The 14,498-nt window shown below is 60.7% G+C and carries 16 protein-coding genes; 10 read left to right on the top strand and 6 right to left on the bottom strand.

Going from position 1 to position 14,498, the window contains the following annotated elements; all coding sequences use genetic code 11:
- The first annotated feature begins 47 nt into the window (after positions 1–47).
- The 6 genes from tusD (at position 48) to H043_RS0128670 (ending at position 3,514) form a co-directional block, all read left to right on the top strand.
- Positions 48–440, top strand: coding sequence for a sulfurtransferase complex subunit TusD (gene tusD, locus H043_RS0128695; protein WP_027614682.1), 393 nt, complete (start codon positions 48–50; stop codon positions 438–440).
- Position 441: 1 nt separating this feature from the next.
- The gene (tusC, locus tag H043_RS0128690) at positions 442–798 is read left to right on the top strand and encodes a sulfurtransferase complex subunit TusC (protein WP_027614681.1); all 357 of its coding nucleotides are present in this window, start codon (positions 442–444) and stop codon (positions 796–798) included.
- Complete coding sequence (tusB, locus tag H043_RS0128685; protein ID WP_027614680.1) at positions 798–1,091, top strand: sulfurtransferase complex subunit TusB; 294 nt, start codon at positions 798–800, stop codon at positions 1,089–1,091. Before tusC ends, tusB begins: the two co-directional genes overlap by 1 nt.
- The gene (locus H043_RS0128680) at positions 1,088–1,423 is read left to right on the top strand and encodes a TusE/DsrC/DsvC family sulfur relay protein (protein WP_027614679.1); all 336 of its coding nucleotides are present in this window, start codon (positions 1,088–1,090) and stop codon (positions 1,421–1,423) included. Before tusB ends, H043_RS0128680 begins: the two co-directional genes overlap by 4 nt.
- The gene (locus H043_RS0128675; protein WP_027614678.1) at positions 1,420–2,421 is read left to right on the top strand and encodes a glycosyl transferase family protein; all 1,002 of its coding nucleotides are present in this window, start codon (positions 1,420–1,422) and stop codon (positions 2,419–2,421) included. The genes H043_RS0128680 and H043_RS0128675 overlap by 4 nt, the downstream gene beginning before the upstream one ends.
- Before the next feature lie 91 nt (positions 2,422–2,512).
- Positions 2,513–3,514: a glutathione S-transferase family protein gene (locus H043_RS0128670; RefSeq protein ID WP_027614677.1), complete on the top strand. Its 1,002-nt coding sequence runs from the start codon at positions 2,513–2,515 to the stop codon at positions 3,512–3,514.
- Between the two features lie 117 nt (positions 3,515–3,631).
- Here H043_RS0128670 and cysG read toward each other — a convergent pair whose 3' ends face one another.
- From cysG to H043_RS0128640, 6 genes are all read right to left on the bottom strand, one after another.
- Positions 3,632–5,026 (bottom strand): siroheme synthase CysG, encoded by a 1,395-nt coding sequence (gene cysG / locus H043_RS0128665; RefSeq protein WP_027614676.1) that lies wholly within the window; start codon positions 5,024–5,026, stop codon positions 3,632–3,634.
- Positions 5,027–6,307 carry a serine--tRNA ligase gene (serS, locus tag H043_RS0128660; protein WP_003223852.1) on the bottom strand — a complete coding sequence of 427 codons (1,281 nt, stop codon included), beginning with the start codon at positions 6,305–6,307 and terminating at the stop codon, positions 5,027–5,029. It abuts the gene before it with no gap.
- A 15-nt stretch (positions 6,308–6,322) separates the two neighbouring features.
- Entirely contained in the window at positions 6,323–6,697 is a 375-nt protein-coding gene (crcB, locus tag H043_RS0128655) for a fluoride efflux transporter CrcB (RefSeq protein ID WP_027614675.1), read from the bottom strand.
- Positions 6,697–8,019 (bottom strand): replication-associated recombination protein A, encoded by a 1,323-nt coding sequence (locus H043_RS0128650; RefSeq protein WP_003223849.1) that lies wholly within the window; start codon positions 8,017–8,019, stop codon positions 6,697–6,699. Before H043_RS0128650 ends, crcB begins: the two co-directional genes overlap by 1 nt.
- A 150-nt stretch (positions 8,020–8,169) precedes the next feature.
- Positions 8,170–8,790 carry an outer membrane lipoprotein chaperone LolA gene (gene lolA, locus H043_RS0128645; RefSeq protein ID WP_007966612.1) on the bottom strand — a complete coding sequence of 207 codons (621 nt, stop codon included), beginning with the start codon at positions 8,788–8,790 and terminating at the stop codon, positions 8,170–8,172.
- A 67-nt stretch (positions 8,791–8,857) separates the two neighbouring features.
- The gene (locus tag H043_RS0128640; protein WP_027614674.1) at positions 8,858–11,266 is read right to left on the bottom strand and encodes a DNA translocase FtsK; all 2,409 of its coding nucleotides are present in this window, start codon (positions 11,264–11,266) and stop codon (positions 8,858–8,860) included.
- A 309-nt stretch (positions 11,267–11,575) separates the two neighbouring features.
- Between H043_RS0128640 and trxB the strand changes: the two genes are divergently transcribed.
- From trxB to infA, 4 genes are all read left to right on the top strand, one after another.
- A complete protein-coding gene (trxB, locus tag H043_RS0128635; RefSeq protein WP_027614673.1) occupies positions 11,576–12,535 on the top strand; it encodes a thioredoxin-disulfide reductase in 960 nt (319 codons plus the stop codon).
- A 62-nt stretch (positions 12,536–12,597) separates the two neighbouring features.
- The gene (aat, locus tag H043_RS0128630) at positions 12,598–13,278 is read left to right on the top strand and encodes a leucyl/phenylalanyl-tRNA--protein transferase (protein WP_027614672.1); all 681 of its coding nucleotides are present in this window, start codon (positions 12,598–12,600) and stop codon (positions 13,276–13,278) included.
- A 57-nt stretch (positions 13,279–13,335) separates the two neighbouring features.
- Positions 13,336–14,043: an arginyltransferase gene (locus H043_RS0128625; protein ID WP_027614671.1), complete on the top strand. Its 708-nt coding sequence runs from the start codon at positions 13,336–13,338 to the stop codon at positions 14,041–14,043.
- A 112-nt stretch (positions 14,044–14,155) separates the two neighbouring features.
- On the top strand, positions 14,156–14,374 hold the full coding sequence (gene infA / locus H043_RS0128620) for a translation initiation factor IF-1 (protein ID WP_002553999.1): 219 nt from the start codon (positions 14,156–14,158) through the stop codon (positions 14,372–14,374).
- The last annotated feature ends 124 nt before the right edge of the window (positions 14,375–14,498 follow it).

Genomic DNA, 14,498 nt, shown 5'->3' with positions numbered 1-14,498 from the left:
CTTCATAAAGCTTTATCATGGCCGCAGTTTTGCTGATCGAGTCCGTCATGAAGTTCGCCATTGCGCTGTTTTCCGCCGCCCATGCGCCCTCCTCGCGCCGTGCCCTGCTGTTTGCGCAGGCTGCGCTGGCCGGCGGGCATGAGATTGTCCGGCTGTTTTTTTATCAGGACGGCGTCTACAACGCCTCCGACGCGGTGGTCACCCCGCAGGACGAACTGGACCTGCCCAAACAGTGGCGCGCGTTCATCAGCGAGCAGCAACTGGACGGTGTGGTGTGTATCGCCGCCGCCCTGCGCCGTGGCGTGCTGAATGACGAAGAAGCCAAACGCTACCAGCGTGATGCCGTCGCGGTCAGCGCGCCATGGGAATTGTCCGGCCTCGGCCAGTTGCACGACGCGGTGCAGGACGCCGATCGACTGATCTGTTTCGGAGGCGCGTGAAATGGCCAAATCCCTGTTGATCATCAGCCGCCAGTCGCCATGGTCCGGCCCCGGCGCCCGCGAAGCGCTGGACGTCGTGCTGGCCGGCGGCGCGTTCGATTTGCCGATCGGCCTGCTGTTTCTCGACGATGGCGTGTTGCAACTGGCCGCCGGGCAGAACGCCAAGGCCCTGCAACAGAAAGATCTCAGTGCCAATCTGCAGGCGCTGCCGATGTTCGGCGTTGAAGAACTGTTCTACTGCACCGACAGCGCCAGCGCCCGTGGCCTGAGCACGCTGTCGCTGGACGAAGCGCAGCCGCTTGGCGCCAGCGAAATCACCGCCCTTATTGACCGTTACGACCAGGTGATCACCCTCTGATGTCGACTTTGCATGTGTTGTCTCATTCCCCGTTCGGCGATGATCGCCTGAGCAGTTGCCTGCGCGTGATCGGCGCTGCCGACGCCTTACTGTTATCCGGTGATGCGGTTTACGCCCTGCAACCGGGCACTGCGCCATTCGCCACGCTGAACGAGCGCCGGGTCAAGCTGTTCGCCCTCGCCGAAGACCTGCAGGCCCGTGCCATCGTTGCTCCCGACTGGGCCGAAGCCATCGATTACCCGGCCTTCGTCGAACTGTCGATCCACCACGACAAGGTCAACAGTTGGCTATGAACTCGATGACTGTCGGCGCCCGCGCCATCGAACTGGACAAGGACGGCTTTCTGGTCGACCTCGACGACTGGTCCCATGACGTTGCCAGCGCCCTCGCCGCCGCTGAAGACATCGAACTGACTGCGGAACACTGGGAAGTCCTCGAACTGCTGCGCAGCTTTTACGCAGAATTCCAGTTGTCGCCAGCCACCCGCCCGTTGATCAAGTACACCGCACTCAAACTCGGCTCGGACAAAGGCAACAGCCTGCACCTGAACCGACTGTTCAAAGGCACCCCTGCCAAACTCGCCGCGAAACTGGCGGGCCTGCCCAAACCGACGAATTGCTTATGACCGACTTTCCAGCGCTGACCCTCGAAACACCCACCGAGCACCCGTTCGCGCAGTTCGTGCGGATCCTCGGCAAGGGCAAACGTGGCGCCCGCGACCTGACCCGTGAAGAAGCGCGGGAAGCCATGGGCATGGTGCTCGACGACAAAGTCGAAGACACCCAGCTCGGGGCTTTTCTTATGCTGCTGCGGCACAAGGAAGAAAGCGCCGAGGAAATGGCCGGTTTCACCGAAGCCTTGCGCGAGCGCCTGTCAGCGCCAACGCTGAATGTCGATCTGGACTGGCCGACCTATGCCGGCAAGAAACGCCATCTGCCGTGGTACCTGCTGTCGGCCAAGTGCCTGGCGCAAAACGGCGTGCGAATTTTCATGCACGGCGGCGGCGCGCACACCGCCGGACGTCTGTACACCGAACAACTGCTTGGCGAGCTGAACATCCCGCTGTGCCGCACCTGGGCGCAGGTCGGCAGCGCGCTGGACCACGGCGGTCTGGCGTTCATGCCGCTGATCGACTGGGCGCCACAGTTGCAGAAGATGATCGACCTGCGCAACACCATGGGCCTGCGCTCGCCGATTCACTCGCTGGCACGCATCCTCAATCCACTGCGCGCCCGTTGTGGCCTGCAAAGCATTTTCCACCCGGGCTATCAGGCGGTGCATCGCGAGGCCAGCGGTCTGCTCGGCGACACGGCGATCGTGGTCAAGGGCGATGGCGGCGAAATCGAGATCAACCCGGATGCCGACAGCCATCTGTACGGCACGAAGGGCGGCGAGAGCTGGGACGAGGAATGGCCGCAACTGTCGAGCCAGCGCCACGTCAAACCGGCCACGCTGGACGTTGAACATCTGAAAGCGGTGTGGCGTGGCGAGGTGGTCGACAGCTATCCGCAAATGGCCCTGATCTCGACCATGGCCTTGGCCCTGCGCGGTCTCGGTCAAAGTCGCGAGCAAGCGTTCGAAACCGCCGAGCAATACTGGGCGGCGCGCAACAAATCGATTTAACCGATCATAGACGCCCGATCTTTGCGCTTTTTGTTCGAACTCATCGGAATAGACTCGGCTCCAACGCTTATTGGAATCAGGAGTCTTGATCATGGGTTTACTCGTCGATGGCCACTGGCAGGACAAGTGGTACGAAAGCAGCAAAGACGGCGCCTTTCAGCGCGAACAGGCGCAACGGCGCAATTGGGTCACCACTGACGGCCAGCCCGGGCCGAGCGGTGAAGGCGGTTTCGCCGCCGAAGCCGGGCGCTATCACCTTTATGTGTCGCTCGCCTGCCCGTGGGCGCACCGCACGCTGATTCTGCGCAAGCTCAAAGGTCTGGAAAGCCTGATCGACGTGTCCGTGGTCAGCTGGCTGATGCTGGAAAACGGCTGGACCTTCGACAAGGCCCTTGGCTCGACTGGCGACAAGCTCGATCACTTCGACTTCATGCACCAGCGCTACACCGCCGACACGCCGGACTACACCGGCCGTGTCACTGTGCCGGTGCTGTGGGACAAAAAGCTCAAGCGCATTGTCAGCAATGAGTCGGCGGAAATCATCCGCATGTTCAACAGCGCGTTCGATGGCCTGACCGGTAACGAACTGGACTTCTACCCGGCACCGTTACGCGGCGAGATCGATGCACTGAACGAACGGATTTATCCGGCGGTGAACAACGGTGTGTATCGCGCCGGCTTTGCCACCTCGCAACAGGCTTATGAAGAGGCGTTCGATGAGGTGTTTGCCGAGCTGGATCACTTGGAACGGGTGCTGGGCGCCAATCGCTATCTGACGGGCGAATACCTGACTGAAGCAGACGTGCGTTTGTTCACCACGCTGATTCGCTTCGATGCGGTGTACCACGGGCACTTCAAGTGTAATTTGCGGAGAATTACCGATTATCCGAACCTGTCGAACTGGCTGCGTGAGTTGTATCAGTGGCCGGGGATTGGCGAGACGGTGGATTTTCAGCACATCAAAAACCACTACTACGGTAGCCACAAGACCATCAATCCGACGGGGATTGTGCCGAAGGGGCCGAAGCAGGACTTCAGTGTGGCGCATGATCGGGCGCGGCTCAACGGGAAAGGGGTTTGGCGTAGAGGCTGATTGATTCGGTGTGTTTGAGGGCCTCTTCGCGAGCAAGCCCGCTCCCACACTGGATTTGTGCATGACACAGATCCAATGTGGGAGCGGGCTTGCTCGCGAATGAGGGCAACTCGATTTTCAGACCTGCGCCTGAGCACCCTCGAACCACGCCAGCTTCTCGCGCAGCTGCACCACTTCACCGACGATCACCAGCGTCGGCGCATGCACTTCATGCTCCGCTACCAGACGTGGCAGGTCGGCCAGCGTGCCAGTAAAGACCCGCTGATTTACCGTGGTGCCCTGCTGGATCAACGCCGCCGGGGTATCTGCAGAACGACCGTGCTTGATCAACTGTTCGCAGATCACCGGCAAGCCGACCAGGCCCATGTAGAACACCAGCGTCTGCGCCGGGGCGACGAGGTCGGCCCACGGCAGATCGGTGGAACCGTCCTTCAGGTGCCCGGTGACGAAGCGCACCGACTGCGCGTAATCGCGGTGGGTCAGCGGAATCCCGGCATACGCCGCGCAACCGCTGGCCGCCGTGATCCCCGGCACCACCTGGAACGGAATCCCGTGGGCCGCCAGCTCTTCGATTTCTTCACCACCGCGACCGAAGATGAACGGGTCACCGCCCTTCAAGCGCACCACGCGTTTGCCGGCCTTGGCCAGATCCACCAGTTGCTGGTTGATCTGATCCTGTGGCACCGCATGATCAGAGCGACGCTTGCCGACATAGACGCGCTCGGCATCGCGACGGCACAGCTCAAGAATCGCCGGAGCGACCAAGCGGTCGTACAGCACCACGTCGGCTTGCTGCATCAGGCGCAAGGCACGGAAGGTCAGCAGATCCGGATCACCCGGCCCTGCCCCCACCAGATACACCTCGCCGGTGGTAACGGTCGCTTCACCATCGATCTTGGCCTGCAACAGACGTTCGGCCTCAGTGCCCTGCCCGGCCAGTTGCCGATCGGCAATCGGGCCCTGAAACACGTCTTCCCAGAAACCACGGCGCTGCTGCACATCCGGAAACAGGTTTTTCACCTGATTGCGAAAACGCGCGGCAAGACCGGCCAACTGGCCGTAGGTCGAAGGAATCCAGGTTTCGATCTTGGCGCGAATCAGCCGCGCCAGCACTGGCGCATCGCCGCCGCTGGACACCGCGATGATCAGCGGCGAGCGGTCAACGATTGCCGGGAAGATCACGCTGCATAGCTGCGGCGCATCGACCACGTTGACCGGCACGCAACGCCGATGGGCATCGCTGGAGACCTGCGCATTCAGCGTTTCATCGTCGGTGGCGGCAATGATCAGCCCGCAACCGTCCAGATCCGCTTCCACGTAACCACGCAGCAGACATTCGCCACCGCTGGCGCTGACCAGTTCGCGCAGTTGCGCTTCGATTTCAGGTGCGACCACCCGCAGCAGCGCACCGGCATCGGCCAGCAGGCGGGATTTGCGCAAGGCAATTTCCCCCCCACCGACCACCAACACACGACTGCCGCGCAGGTTGTGAAACAGCGGCAGATATTTCATTTAACCGATGACCTCAAGGCCACCCATGTACGGCTTCAGTACGTCCGGCACACGGATCGAACCGTCGGCCTGCTGGTAGTTTTCCAGCACCGCCACCAACGTACGACCGACCGCCAGGCCGGAACCATTCAGGGTGTGTACCAGCTCAGGCTTGCCGGTTTCCGGGTTGCGGAAACGCGCTTGCATGCGGCGGGCCTGGAAGTCGCCGCAGTTGGAGCACGACGAAATTTCGCGGTACTTGTCCTGGCTCGGAATCCACACTTCGAGATCGTAGGTTTTCACGGCGCTGAAGCCCATGTCGCCGGTGCACAGCGCCAGGGTGCGGTAAGGCAGACCCAGCAGTTGCAGGACTTTTTCGGCGTTGGCGGTCAGGCCTTCCAGCGCTTCCATCGAAGTCGACGGCTCGACGATCTGGACCATTTCAACCTTGTCGAACTGGTGCTGACGGATCATCCCGCGAGTGTCACGGCCCGACGCACCGGCCTCGCTGCGGAAGCATGGGGTGTGCGCGACGAACTTGATCGGCAGCAGTTTCGAGTCGACGATTTCACCGGCCACAATGTTGGTCAGGGACACTTCGGCGGTCGGGATCAGGTACAGATCGGCTTCGCCTTCGCGAGCGATCTTGAACAGGTCTTCTTCGAACTTCGGCAGCTGACCGGTGCCTTGCAGCGCCGGGGCCTGGACCAGATAAGGCGTGTAGGCCTCTTCGTAGCCGTGCTCGTTGACGTGCAGGTTGATCATGAACTGCGCCAGGGCACGGTGCAGACGGGCGATCGGGCCGCGCAGCAGAGCGAAACGGGCGCCGGACAGCTTGGCCGCGGTTTCAAAGTCCAGCCAGCCGAACTTCTCGCCCAGTGCAACGTGGTCTTTCACTTCGAAATCGAACTGCGTCGGCGTGCCCCAGCGGCGCACTTCAACGTTATCGTCTTCGTCTTTGCCAACCGGTACCGATTCGTGCGGCAGGTTGGGGATACCCAGCAGAATCGAGTCCAGCTCGGTCTGGATCGCGTCCAGCTCGACTTTACCGGCACTCAGCTCGCCCGCCATGCGCTCGACGTCCGCCATCAGCGGCGCGATGTCTTCGCCGCGCTGCTTGGCCTGACCGATGGATTTGGAACGCGCGTTACGCTCAGCCTGCAGTGCTTCGGTGCGGGTCTGGACGGTCTTGCGCTGTTCTTCCAGCGCTTCGATGCGCGCGGTATCCAGGGCAAAGCCACGGGAAGCCAGGCGGTCCGCTACGTCCTGAAGGTTGCTACGTAACAGTTTGGAATCGAGCATGTCGGTTTCTCGTTATCAAAGTTTGGTCAGGGACAGGCCGGCCCACGTCGCGAGCAGCCCGCCGAATACGCTGATCGCCGCATAGCCCAGGGCCAGCGGCACTTGCCCGCTTTCCAGCAGGCGCACCGTATCCAGTGAAAAGGATGAAAAAGTCGTCAGCCCCCCGAGGAAGCCGACCATCAACCCGGCACGCACCTCGATCGGCACCTCCGGGCGTATCAAAAACAGGCCGTACAACACGCCAATCAGCAGACAGCCCACGATATTAACGGCCAGCGTCGCGGTATAGAAGTGCCGCGGCCAATTGGCGTTGACCCAATTGCCGGTGGCGAAGCGCAACAGGGTGCCGGCAATCCCGCCGACGGAGACTGCAACGATCAATGGAAGCACTATTTTCTCCGCTGTCTTGGGCTTAAACGGTCGAGTTGGGCAAGGTGGTTGAGCTTCTCGCCGATCTTCAATTCCAGGCCACGGGGCACCGGTTGATAGAACGGGATCGGTTCGAGCTCTTCCGGGAAATAATCTTCGCCGGCGGCATAGGCGTCCGGTTCGTCGTGGGCGTAGCGGTATTCGTCACCATAGCCCAATTGCTTCATCAGCTTGGTCGGTGCATTGCGCAAGTGCAGCGGCACTTCCAGCGAACCGTATTCGGCAGCGGCGCGCAGTGCAGTCTTGAAACCCATGTACACCGCGTTGCTTTTCGGCGCGCAGGCCAGATAGGTGATGGCCTGAGCCACCGCCAATTCGCCTTCCGGGCTGCCGAGGCGCTCCTGCACCTCCCACGCCGCCAGGCACAGGCTCAGAGCACGCGGGTCGGCGTTGCCGATATCTTCGCTGGCCATGCGCACCACGCGCCGGGCCAGGTACAGCGGATCGCAGCCGCCGTCGATCATCCGCGCGAACCAGTACAGCGCGCCATCGGGGTTGGAGCCGCGTACCGATTTGTGCAGCGCGGAGATCTGGTCGTAGAACGCTTCGCCGCCCTTGTCGAAGCGCCGTCGGGTATCGCCGAGCAGGCTTTGCAGCAGCTCGGTGCCCATCTCGCTGTTGTCTTCAGCCAGATCCGAGGCGTTCTCCAGCAGATTGAGCAGGCGCCGGCCATCACCATCGGCGGCCGACAGCAGCATCTGGAAGCCTTCATCGCTGAGGGTCAGGTTGCGTTTGCCCAGCCCGCGCTCTTCGGTGAGCGCGCGATGTACCAGTTTGCGCAGCGCGGTCTCGTCGAGGCTTTTCAGCACATAGACGCGGGCCCGCGACAACAGCGCGTTGTTCAATTCAAACGAAGGGTTTTCGGTAGTGGCGCCGATGAAAATCAGCGTGCCGTCTTCGACGTACGGCAGGAACGCATCCTGCTGCGATTTGTTGAAGCGGTGCACTTCATCGACGAACAGGATCGTGCGCTTGCCGTACTGCCCGGCCTGCTGTTTAGCGATTTCAACGGCCTGACGGATCTCCTTGACCCCGGCAAGCACCGCCGAGACCGTTTCGAAGTGCGCATCCGAGACTTCCGCGAGCAATCGCGCCAGGGTGGTCTTACCCACGCCCGGCGGCCCCCAGAAGATCATCGAATGCAGGGCACCCTGCTCCAGCGCCTCACGCAGAGGCTTGCCGCGAGCGAGCACGTGCTCCTGACCGACATACTCATCCAGATTGGTCGCACGCAAACGCGCGGCCAGTGGCTGGGCAATCGGTGCACTGCGAAACAGATCCATCACGTAGCGTTGAAACCTCTATCAGATCTTGAGACCGATCATTTACCCCTGTGGGAGCGGGCTTGCTCGCGAAAGCGGTGTGCCATTCGACATCGATGGCGACTGATCCACCGCCTTCGGGAGCAAGCCCCCTCCCACAAGGTTATGCGTTTATTCCTGAATTACATCGGCACCCTTCGGGATGTCGAACTTGAACTTCGACGCCGACACCGCTTCGTTGGCCTTGACCCCGGTGAACAGGATGTTGGTGCGCTGACCAACGCTGTCGATCAGTTGCATGTCATTGACCAGGCCGTTGCGGAACGACAGGCGCAGGCTGTCAAACAGGGTGTCCTTGGTCTTCGGCTTGAGGGTGAAGTCGATCACGCCGCCCGCCTCTTTCGCGCTGATCTCGAAGCTCTGGCTGATCTTCGACACGTCACCGGACAGCAGCAGCGCCGGGGTCTGGGTCAGGCGCTCGTCGAGCTTCTTGATGGTGGCTTGTTCCAGGTCCGGGTCCCACAGGGTGACCTTCTTGCCGTCGGAGACCATGGTCTGCTCGTTTGGCGCTTCGGTGTGCCAGTAGAACAGGCCCGGACGCTGCAGAACCATATCACCGCGAGTTTCCTGCAACTGCGTGCCGCTGCCGTCGAGGGTCAGCTGCGAGAAGTTCGCGGTCAGGGTTTTCGATGTTTCCAGCAATTGGGTCAGACGCGCCACGTCCTTGTCGTCGGCGTGGGCCGTGAACGTGGTCAGCGCCAGTACTGGCAACAGCATGCGGATAAGACGCATGGGAGTCCTCTTGAATACTCGTTGGGAGAGCGGCGGCACATCATTGTCCCGCCTTTTGCTTTTGCAGTCAGTCGCGAACCGGGCCCGGGGCCAGAACTTCACGCGAACCGTTGGTGTTCATTGAGGTGACGACCCCGGCCATTTCCATGGCTTCGATCATGCGCGCAGCGCGGTTGTAACCGATCTTCAGCTTGCGCTGTACCGCGGAAATCGACGCCCGGCGGCTTTCCAGGACGAACTGTACGGCTTCGTCATACAGCGCGTCGGCTTCCGGATCATCACCGTCACCACCACCGCTGCTGCCTTCGAAACCGCTGCCCGCCTCTTCAACACCGTTGAGGATGTCATCGTTGTATTCCGGTGCGCCACGTAGTTTCCAGGCTTCGACCACGCGGTGCACTTCATCGTCGGAAACGAACGCGCCGTGCACCCGGATCGGCAGGCTGGTGCCCGGTGGCATGTAGAGCATGTCACCGTGACCGAGTAGTTGTTCGGCGCCACCCTGGTCGATGATGGTCCGCGAGTCGATCTTGCTCGACACCTGGAACGCCATACGCGTCGGAATGTTGGCCTTGATCAGACCGGTGATCACGTCCACCGAAGGTCGCTGGGTCGCGAGGATCAGGTGAATACCGGCGGCACGCGCTTTCTGTGCGATACGCGCAATCAGTTCTTCAACCTTCTTGCCGACGATCATCATCATGTCGGCGAATTCGTCGACCACCACGACGATGGTCGGCAGTTTCTGCAGTAGCGGCGCTTCGTCGTGAATGCTTTCGCGCTTGTACAGCGGATCGCTCAACGGCTCGCCAGCGTCCTGGGCTTCCTTGACCTTGGCGTTGAAGCCGGACAGGTTACGTACACCCATCTTCGCCATCAGCTTGTAGCGACGTTCCATCTCGGCAACGCTCCAGCGCAGGGCGTTGGCGGCGTCCTTCATGTCGGTCACGACCGGGCACAGCAGGTGCGGAATGCCTTCGTAGATCGACAGTTCAAGCATTTTCGGGTCGATCATGATCAGTTTGGCGTCGTCCGGGCCGGATTTGAACAGGATCGACAGGATCATCGCGTTCACGCCCACCGACTTACCGGAACCAGTGGTACCGGCGACCAGCAGGTGCGGCATCTTCGCCAGGTCGGTGATGACCGGTTTGCCGCCGATGTCGTGGCCCAGGGCCAGGGTGACCGGCGATTTGAAGTTGTCGTACTCGGGAGTCGACAGCACTTCGGAGAAACGCACGATCTGCCGGTCTTCGTTGGGGATCTCGATACCGACCGTGGTCTTGCCCGGAATCACCTCGACCACCCGCACACTGGTCACGGCCAGCGAACGTGCAAGGTCTTTCGCCAGGTTGGCGATGCGGCTGACTTTGACGCCGGCTGCTGGCTGGATTTCGTAACGGGTAATCACCGGGCCCGGGTGGATCGAGTCCACGGTGACTTCGACACCGAATTCCTTGAGCTTGATCTCCAGCAAGTGGCCGACCGCTGCCAGGGATTCCGGCGAATAATTGAGTTGTTTCTTTTCCGCAGGATCGAGGATCGAGATCGGCGGCAAGGTGCCTTCCACGGCGCTGTCGACGAACAACGGCACCTGTTTCTCTTTCTGCACACGCTTGCTTGGCTCCGGCGCCTTGGCCGGGGCCGGGGCGATGACCGGCGGTACCTGCTTCTCGCGATCGGACATGTGCTTGCTCAGGGCCTGCTCGCGCTCGATCAGACGTTCCTTGACCTTGGCCTGTTCACGCTTGTCGGTGACAGTCGGGGCGACCACATCGTGAACGCGATCATCGACTTCACGCAGTTGCGCAACCAGTTGCTTACGCTCGGTTCGGGCCGACCACCAGCGGTTGACCGCGCCCTGAAACAGTTCGAACAGGTCGAGAGTGATCTTGCCGGTGACGTCCATCACCTTGAACCACGACAGGTCGGTGAACACCGTGAGGCCAAACAGGAACAGCGCAATGAACAACAGCGTGCTGCCCTGAATATTCAGGGCATTGCGCGCCAGATCACCGAGACTTTCGCCCAGCGCCCCGCCCGCGCCCGCCGGCAGGCCGGTGGCCGCATGAAAATGGATATGCGCCAGCGCGGCGCCGGACAGCACCAGAAACACCAGACCGATCAGGCGCCAGGAGAACAGCCAGCCGCTCCACTGCCACGGCTCGTGACGTTGACGGAAGATCTGATACGCCTTGACCGCCAGCAGCAGCGGGAAGATGTACGCGAAGTAACCCAGCACCATGAACAGGATGTCGGCGCTGTAAGAACCGGCGGGGCCGCCGAAATTCTGCACGTCGTCAATCTTGCTGTTGTGGCTCCAGCCCGGATCATCCTTGCCGTAGGTCAGCAAGGCCATCATCAGGAACAGGCACAAGGCACCGATGGCGATCAATGCACCTTCCTTGAGCCGGTAGTGCAATTGCTGGCGCCAGAGCGGAACGACTGTTTTTGGTGCTGCGGTGGATTTCTTCAAAACGCTTCTTTTCCTGCGCCTGGGGCGCGTCCATCTATTGAATGTCGATAAAAAACTGCCCAATCCAGGCAGGTAAAAAAGTGAACCGGCGCATCTGAGACTACTTTTAACACTGTGCCGCAGCTTTTATAAACACAGCCATAAACACAGCGCTCTACAAATATTCTGTAACAGCCCGGCATTGTACGGGTTTGTGCGGCTGATGCCATGCTTCAAACCCCATAGCTGAGCATAGCCAAGCGCACAAATCCTGCGGTTCAATTTGAGCATGCATTGCCTTTTGTGACAAAGGCTTATGAGGTGTATTTGATGAACGCAGCGAAGCATTCACGCCTGATCATTCTCGGTTCCGGCCCCGCCGGTTACAGCGCCGCCGTGTACGCCGCCCGCGCCAACCTCAAACCGGTGGTAATTACCGGGCTGCAGGCCGGTGGTCAGCTCACCACCACCGTCGAAGTCGACAACTGGCCTGGCGACGTCGAAGGACTGACCGGTCCGGCGCTGATGGAGCGCATGCAAAAACACGCCGAGCGCTTTGCCACAGAGATCGTTTACGACCACATCCACACCGCCAAGTTGCAGCAGCGCCCGTTCGAGCTCATCGGCGACAGTGGCACTTACACCTGCGACGCCCTGATCATCGCCACCGGCGCTTCGGCGCAGTATCTGGGCCTGCCTTCGGAAGAAGCCTTCGCCGGCAAAGGGGTTTCGGCTTGCGCGACCTGTGACGGCTTCTTCTATCGCAATCAGGTGGTCGCCGTGGTGGGCGGTGGCAACACCGCTGTCGAGGAGGCGCTGTATCTGTCGAACATCGCCAAAGAGGTGCACTTGATCCACCGCCGCGACAAATTGCGCTCGGAGAAAATCCTCCAGGACAAACTGTTCGAAAAAGCCGCCAATGGCAACGTTCGCCTGCACTGGAACCAGAATCTGGACGAAGTGCTGGGCGATGCCAGCGGTGTGACCGGCGCGCGCCTGCGTGACAGCCATACCGGGCAGACCCACGAACTGACACTGGCCGGCGTGTTCATCGCCATCGGCCACAAACCCAACACCGACCTGTTTCAGGGCCAATTACCAATGCGCGACGGCTACCTGCTGGTCAAGGGCGGCAGCGACGGCGACGCCACCTCCACGGAGATCCCCGGCGTCTTCGCTGCCGGCGATGTGGCCGACCACGTCTACCGCCAGGCCGTGACCTCGGCCGGCGCCGGCTGCATGGCGGCACTGGACGCGGAGAAGTATCTGGACGACATTCCTGTCATTTAACGGCACACTTTATCGCGGGCCTGATGCCCGCACTGCCCTCCCCTTCTGCAAGCCTGGACGCCATGCTGACTTGGTTACAACGCAATTCCCTGACCTTCCCGCCCCTGGAAAAGGCCATGCGCGATCCCAATGGATTGCTGGCTGCCGGTGGCGATCTGTCCGCCGATCGGCTGGTGCAGGCTTACCGGCACGGCTGTTTTCCGTGGTTCTCCGAAGGCCAGCCGATCCTCTGGTGGTCGCCGGACCCACGCACCGTGCTGTTTCCCGACGAACTGCATGTCTCGCGCAGCCTCGGCAAATTGCTGCGCAAGCAACGCTACCAGGTGACTTTCGATCAGGATTTCGACGCCGTGATCCGTGCCTGCGCCGCCCCCAGGGATTACGCCGACGGCACCTGGATCACCGAAGCCATGCAGGACGCCTACCTCGAACTGCACCGCCGCGGCTTCGCCCACTCGGTAGAGGTCTGGGATCATGGCCAACTGGTCGGCGGCCTGTATGGCCTGGCGATGGGTCAGCTGTTTTTCGGCGAATCGATGTTCAGCCGCGCCGACAACGCCTCCAAATTCGGCTTTGCCACGCTGGTGCAGCATCTGAAGGAAGCGGGATTCGTTCTGATTGACTGCCAGATGCCGACCGATCATCTGCACAGCCTCGGCGCCCGCGCGATCCCCCGCCAGGAATTCGCCGACTATCTGGCTCGCCATCTGGATCAACCCAGTCGTGCCACTTGGGTTTGCTGAGCGACTTTTGCGCGCGTGGCTTACACTTAATTCACCAGCTTATCCCGAGGGTTGATCATGACCGAGTTGGCGCGCTTGAAGTTCTATGCCACTCAGCCTCATTCCTGCAGTTATCTGCCCGAGGAGCAGGCGACGACGCTGTTTCTCGACCCGAGTCAGCCCATGGATGTGCATGTCTACGCAGACCTGTCGGAAATGGGTTTTCGTCGCAGCGGCGATCATCTGTATCGGCCCCATTGCCAGAATTGCAATGCGTGCGTGCCTGCACGCATCCCGGTGGCGCAGTTCCTGCCCAACCGCCAGCAGAAACGCATTTTCAAACGCAATGCCGATCTGCAGGTACGCCCGGTAAAACCGCACTTCAGCGAAGAATATTTCGATCTGTACCAGCGCTACATCGAGCAGCGCCATGCCGACGGCGACATGTACCCGCCAAGTCGTGACCAGTTCTCGACCTTTCTGGTGCGCGATCTGCCCTTCTCGCGCTTTTATGAATTTCGTCTCGACGGACGGTTACTCGCCGTCGCGGTGACCGATCTGCTGCCCAATGGCTTGTCAGCGGTCTATACCTTCTACGAACCTGACGAAGAGCGCCGCAGCCTGGGTCGTTTCGCAATCCTGTGGCAAATCACCGAAAGCCAGCGCCTGGGGCTAGAGGCGGTGTATCTCGGTTACTGGATCAAGAACTGCAAAAAGATGAACTACAAGACCCAGTATCGCCCCATCGAATTGCTGATTAATCAGCGCTGGGTGATCCTGAACTAATCGCAAGCCGTAAACCCCTTGGCTTGAACCCCCTTTTTCGGGCACAATGCACGCCGCTTTTGCCTGGCGCAGTTGCACCGGGCCATTCATTGGACACCGAGGGCTTTACTGCATGTCGAAAGAAGACAGCTTCGAAATGGAAGGCACTGTCGTCGACACCCTGCCCAACACCATGTTTCGTGTGGAGTTGGAAAATGGGCACGTCGTAACCGCGCATATTTCCGGCAAGATGCGCAAGAACTACATTCGTATTCTTACCGGTGACAAAGTGCGCGTCGAGCTGACGCCCTATGACTTGAGCAAAGGGCGCATTACTTACCGCGCTCGCTAATCAAGTCAATACAAGACGCCCGGCTTTGCCGGGCGTTTTTGTTTGTCTGCGATTTGGGTTTGGGTTTGGGTTTGTGAGCATATCCGTTGCTGCGGGGGTTGCTGATTACGGTTCCGCCCTTACG

Source organism: Pseudomonas sp. URIL14HWK12:I6 (assembly GCF_000514195.1).
GTDB lineage: Bacteria > Pseudomonadota > Gammaproteobacteria > Pseudomonadales > Pseudomonadaceae > Aquipseudomonas > Aquipseudomonas putida_A.
Note: the sequence above shows the minus strand (reverse complement) of the source record. Positions and strands in the feature narration are given on the sequence as shown.

Coding starts and splice junctions, on each gene's coding strand:
- tusD (WP_027614682.1), top strand. CDS start 48: ATGAAGTTCGCCATTGCGCTGTTTTCCGCCGCCCATGCGCCCTCCTCG.
- tusC (WP_027614681.1), top strand. CDS start 442: ATGGCCAAATCCCTGTTGATCATCAGCCGCCAGTCGCCATGGTCCGGC.
- tusB (WP_027614680.1), top strand. CDS start 798: ATGTCGACTTTGCATGTGTTGTCTCATTCCCCGTTCGGCGATGATCGC.
- H043_RS0128680 (WP_027614679.1), top strand. CDS start 1,088: ATGAACTCGATGACTGTCGGCGCCCGCGCCATCGAACTGGACAAGGAC.
- H043_RS0128675 (WP_027614678.1), top strand. CDS start 1,420: ATGACCGACTTTCCAGCGCTGACCCTCGAAACACCCACCGAGCACCCG.
- H043_RS0128670 (WP_027614677.1), top strand. CDS start 2,513: ATGGGTTTACTCGTCGATGGCCACTGGCAGGACAAGTGGTACGAAAGC.
- cysG (WP_027614676.1), bottom strand. CDS start 5,026: ATGAAATATCTGCCGCTGTTTCACAACCTGCGCGGCAGTCGTGTGTTG.
- serS (WP_003223852.1), bottom strand. CDS start 6,307: ATGCTCGATTCCAAACTGTTACGTAGCAACCTTCAGGACGTAGCGGAC.
- H043_RS0128650 (WP_003223849.1), bottom strand. CDS start 8,019: ATGGATCTGTTTCGCAGTGCACCGATTGCCCAGCCACTGGCCGCGCGT.
- lolA (WP_007966612.1), bottom strand. CDS start 8,790: ATGCGTCTTATCCGCATGCTGTTGCCAGTACTGGCGCTGACCACGTTC.
- trxB (WP_027614673.1), top strand. CDS start 11,576: ATGAACGCAGCGAAGCATTCACGCCTGATCATTCTCGGTTCCGGCCCC.
- aat (WP_027614672.1), top strand. CDS start 12,598: ATGCTGACTTGGTTACAACGCAATTCCCTGACCTTCCCGCCCCTGGAA.
- H043_RS0128625 (WP_027614671.1), top strand. CDS start 13,336: ATGACCGAGTTGGCGCGCTTGAAGTTCTATGCCACTCAGCCTCATTCC.
- infA (WP_002553999.1), top strand. CDS start 14,156: ATGTCGAAAGAAGACAGCTTCGAAATGGAAGGCACTGTCGTCGACACC.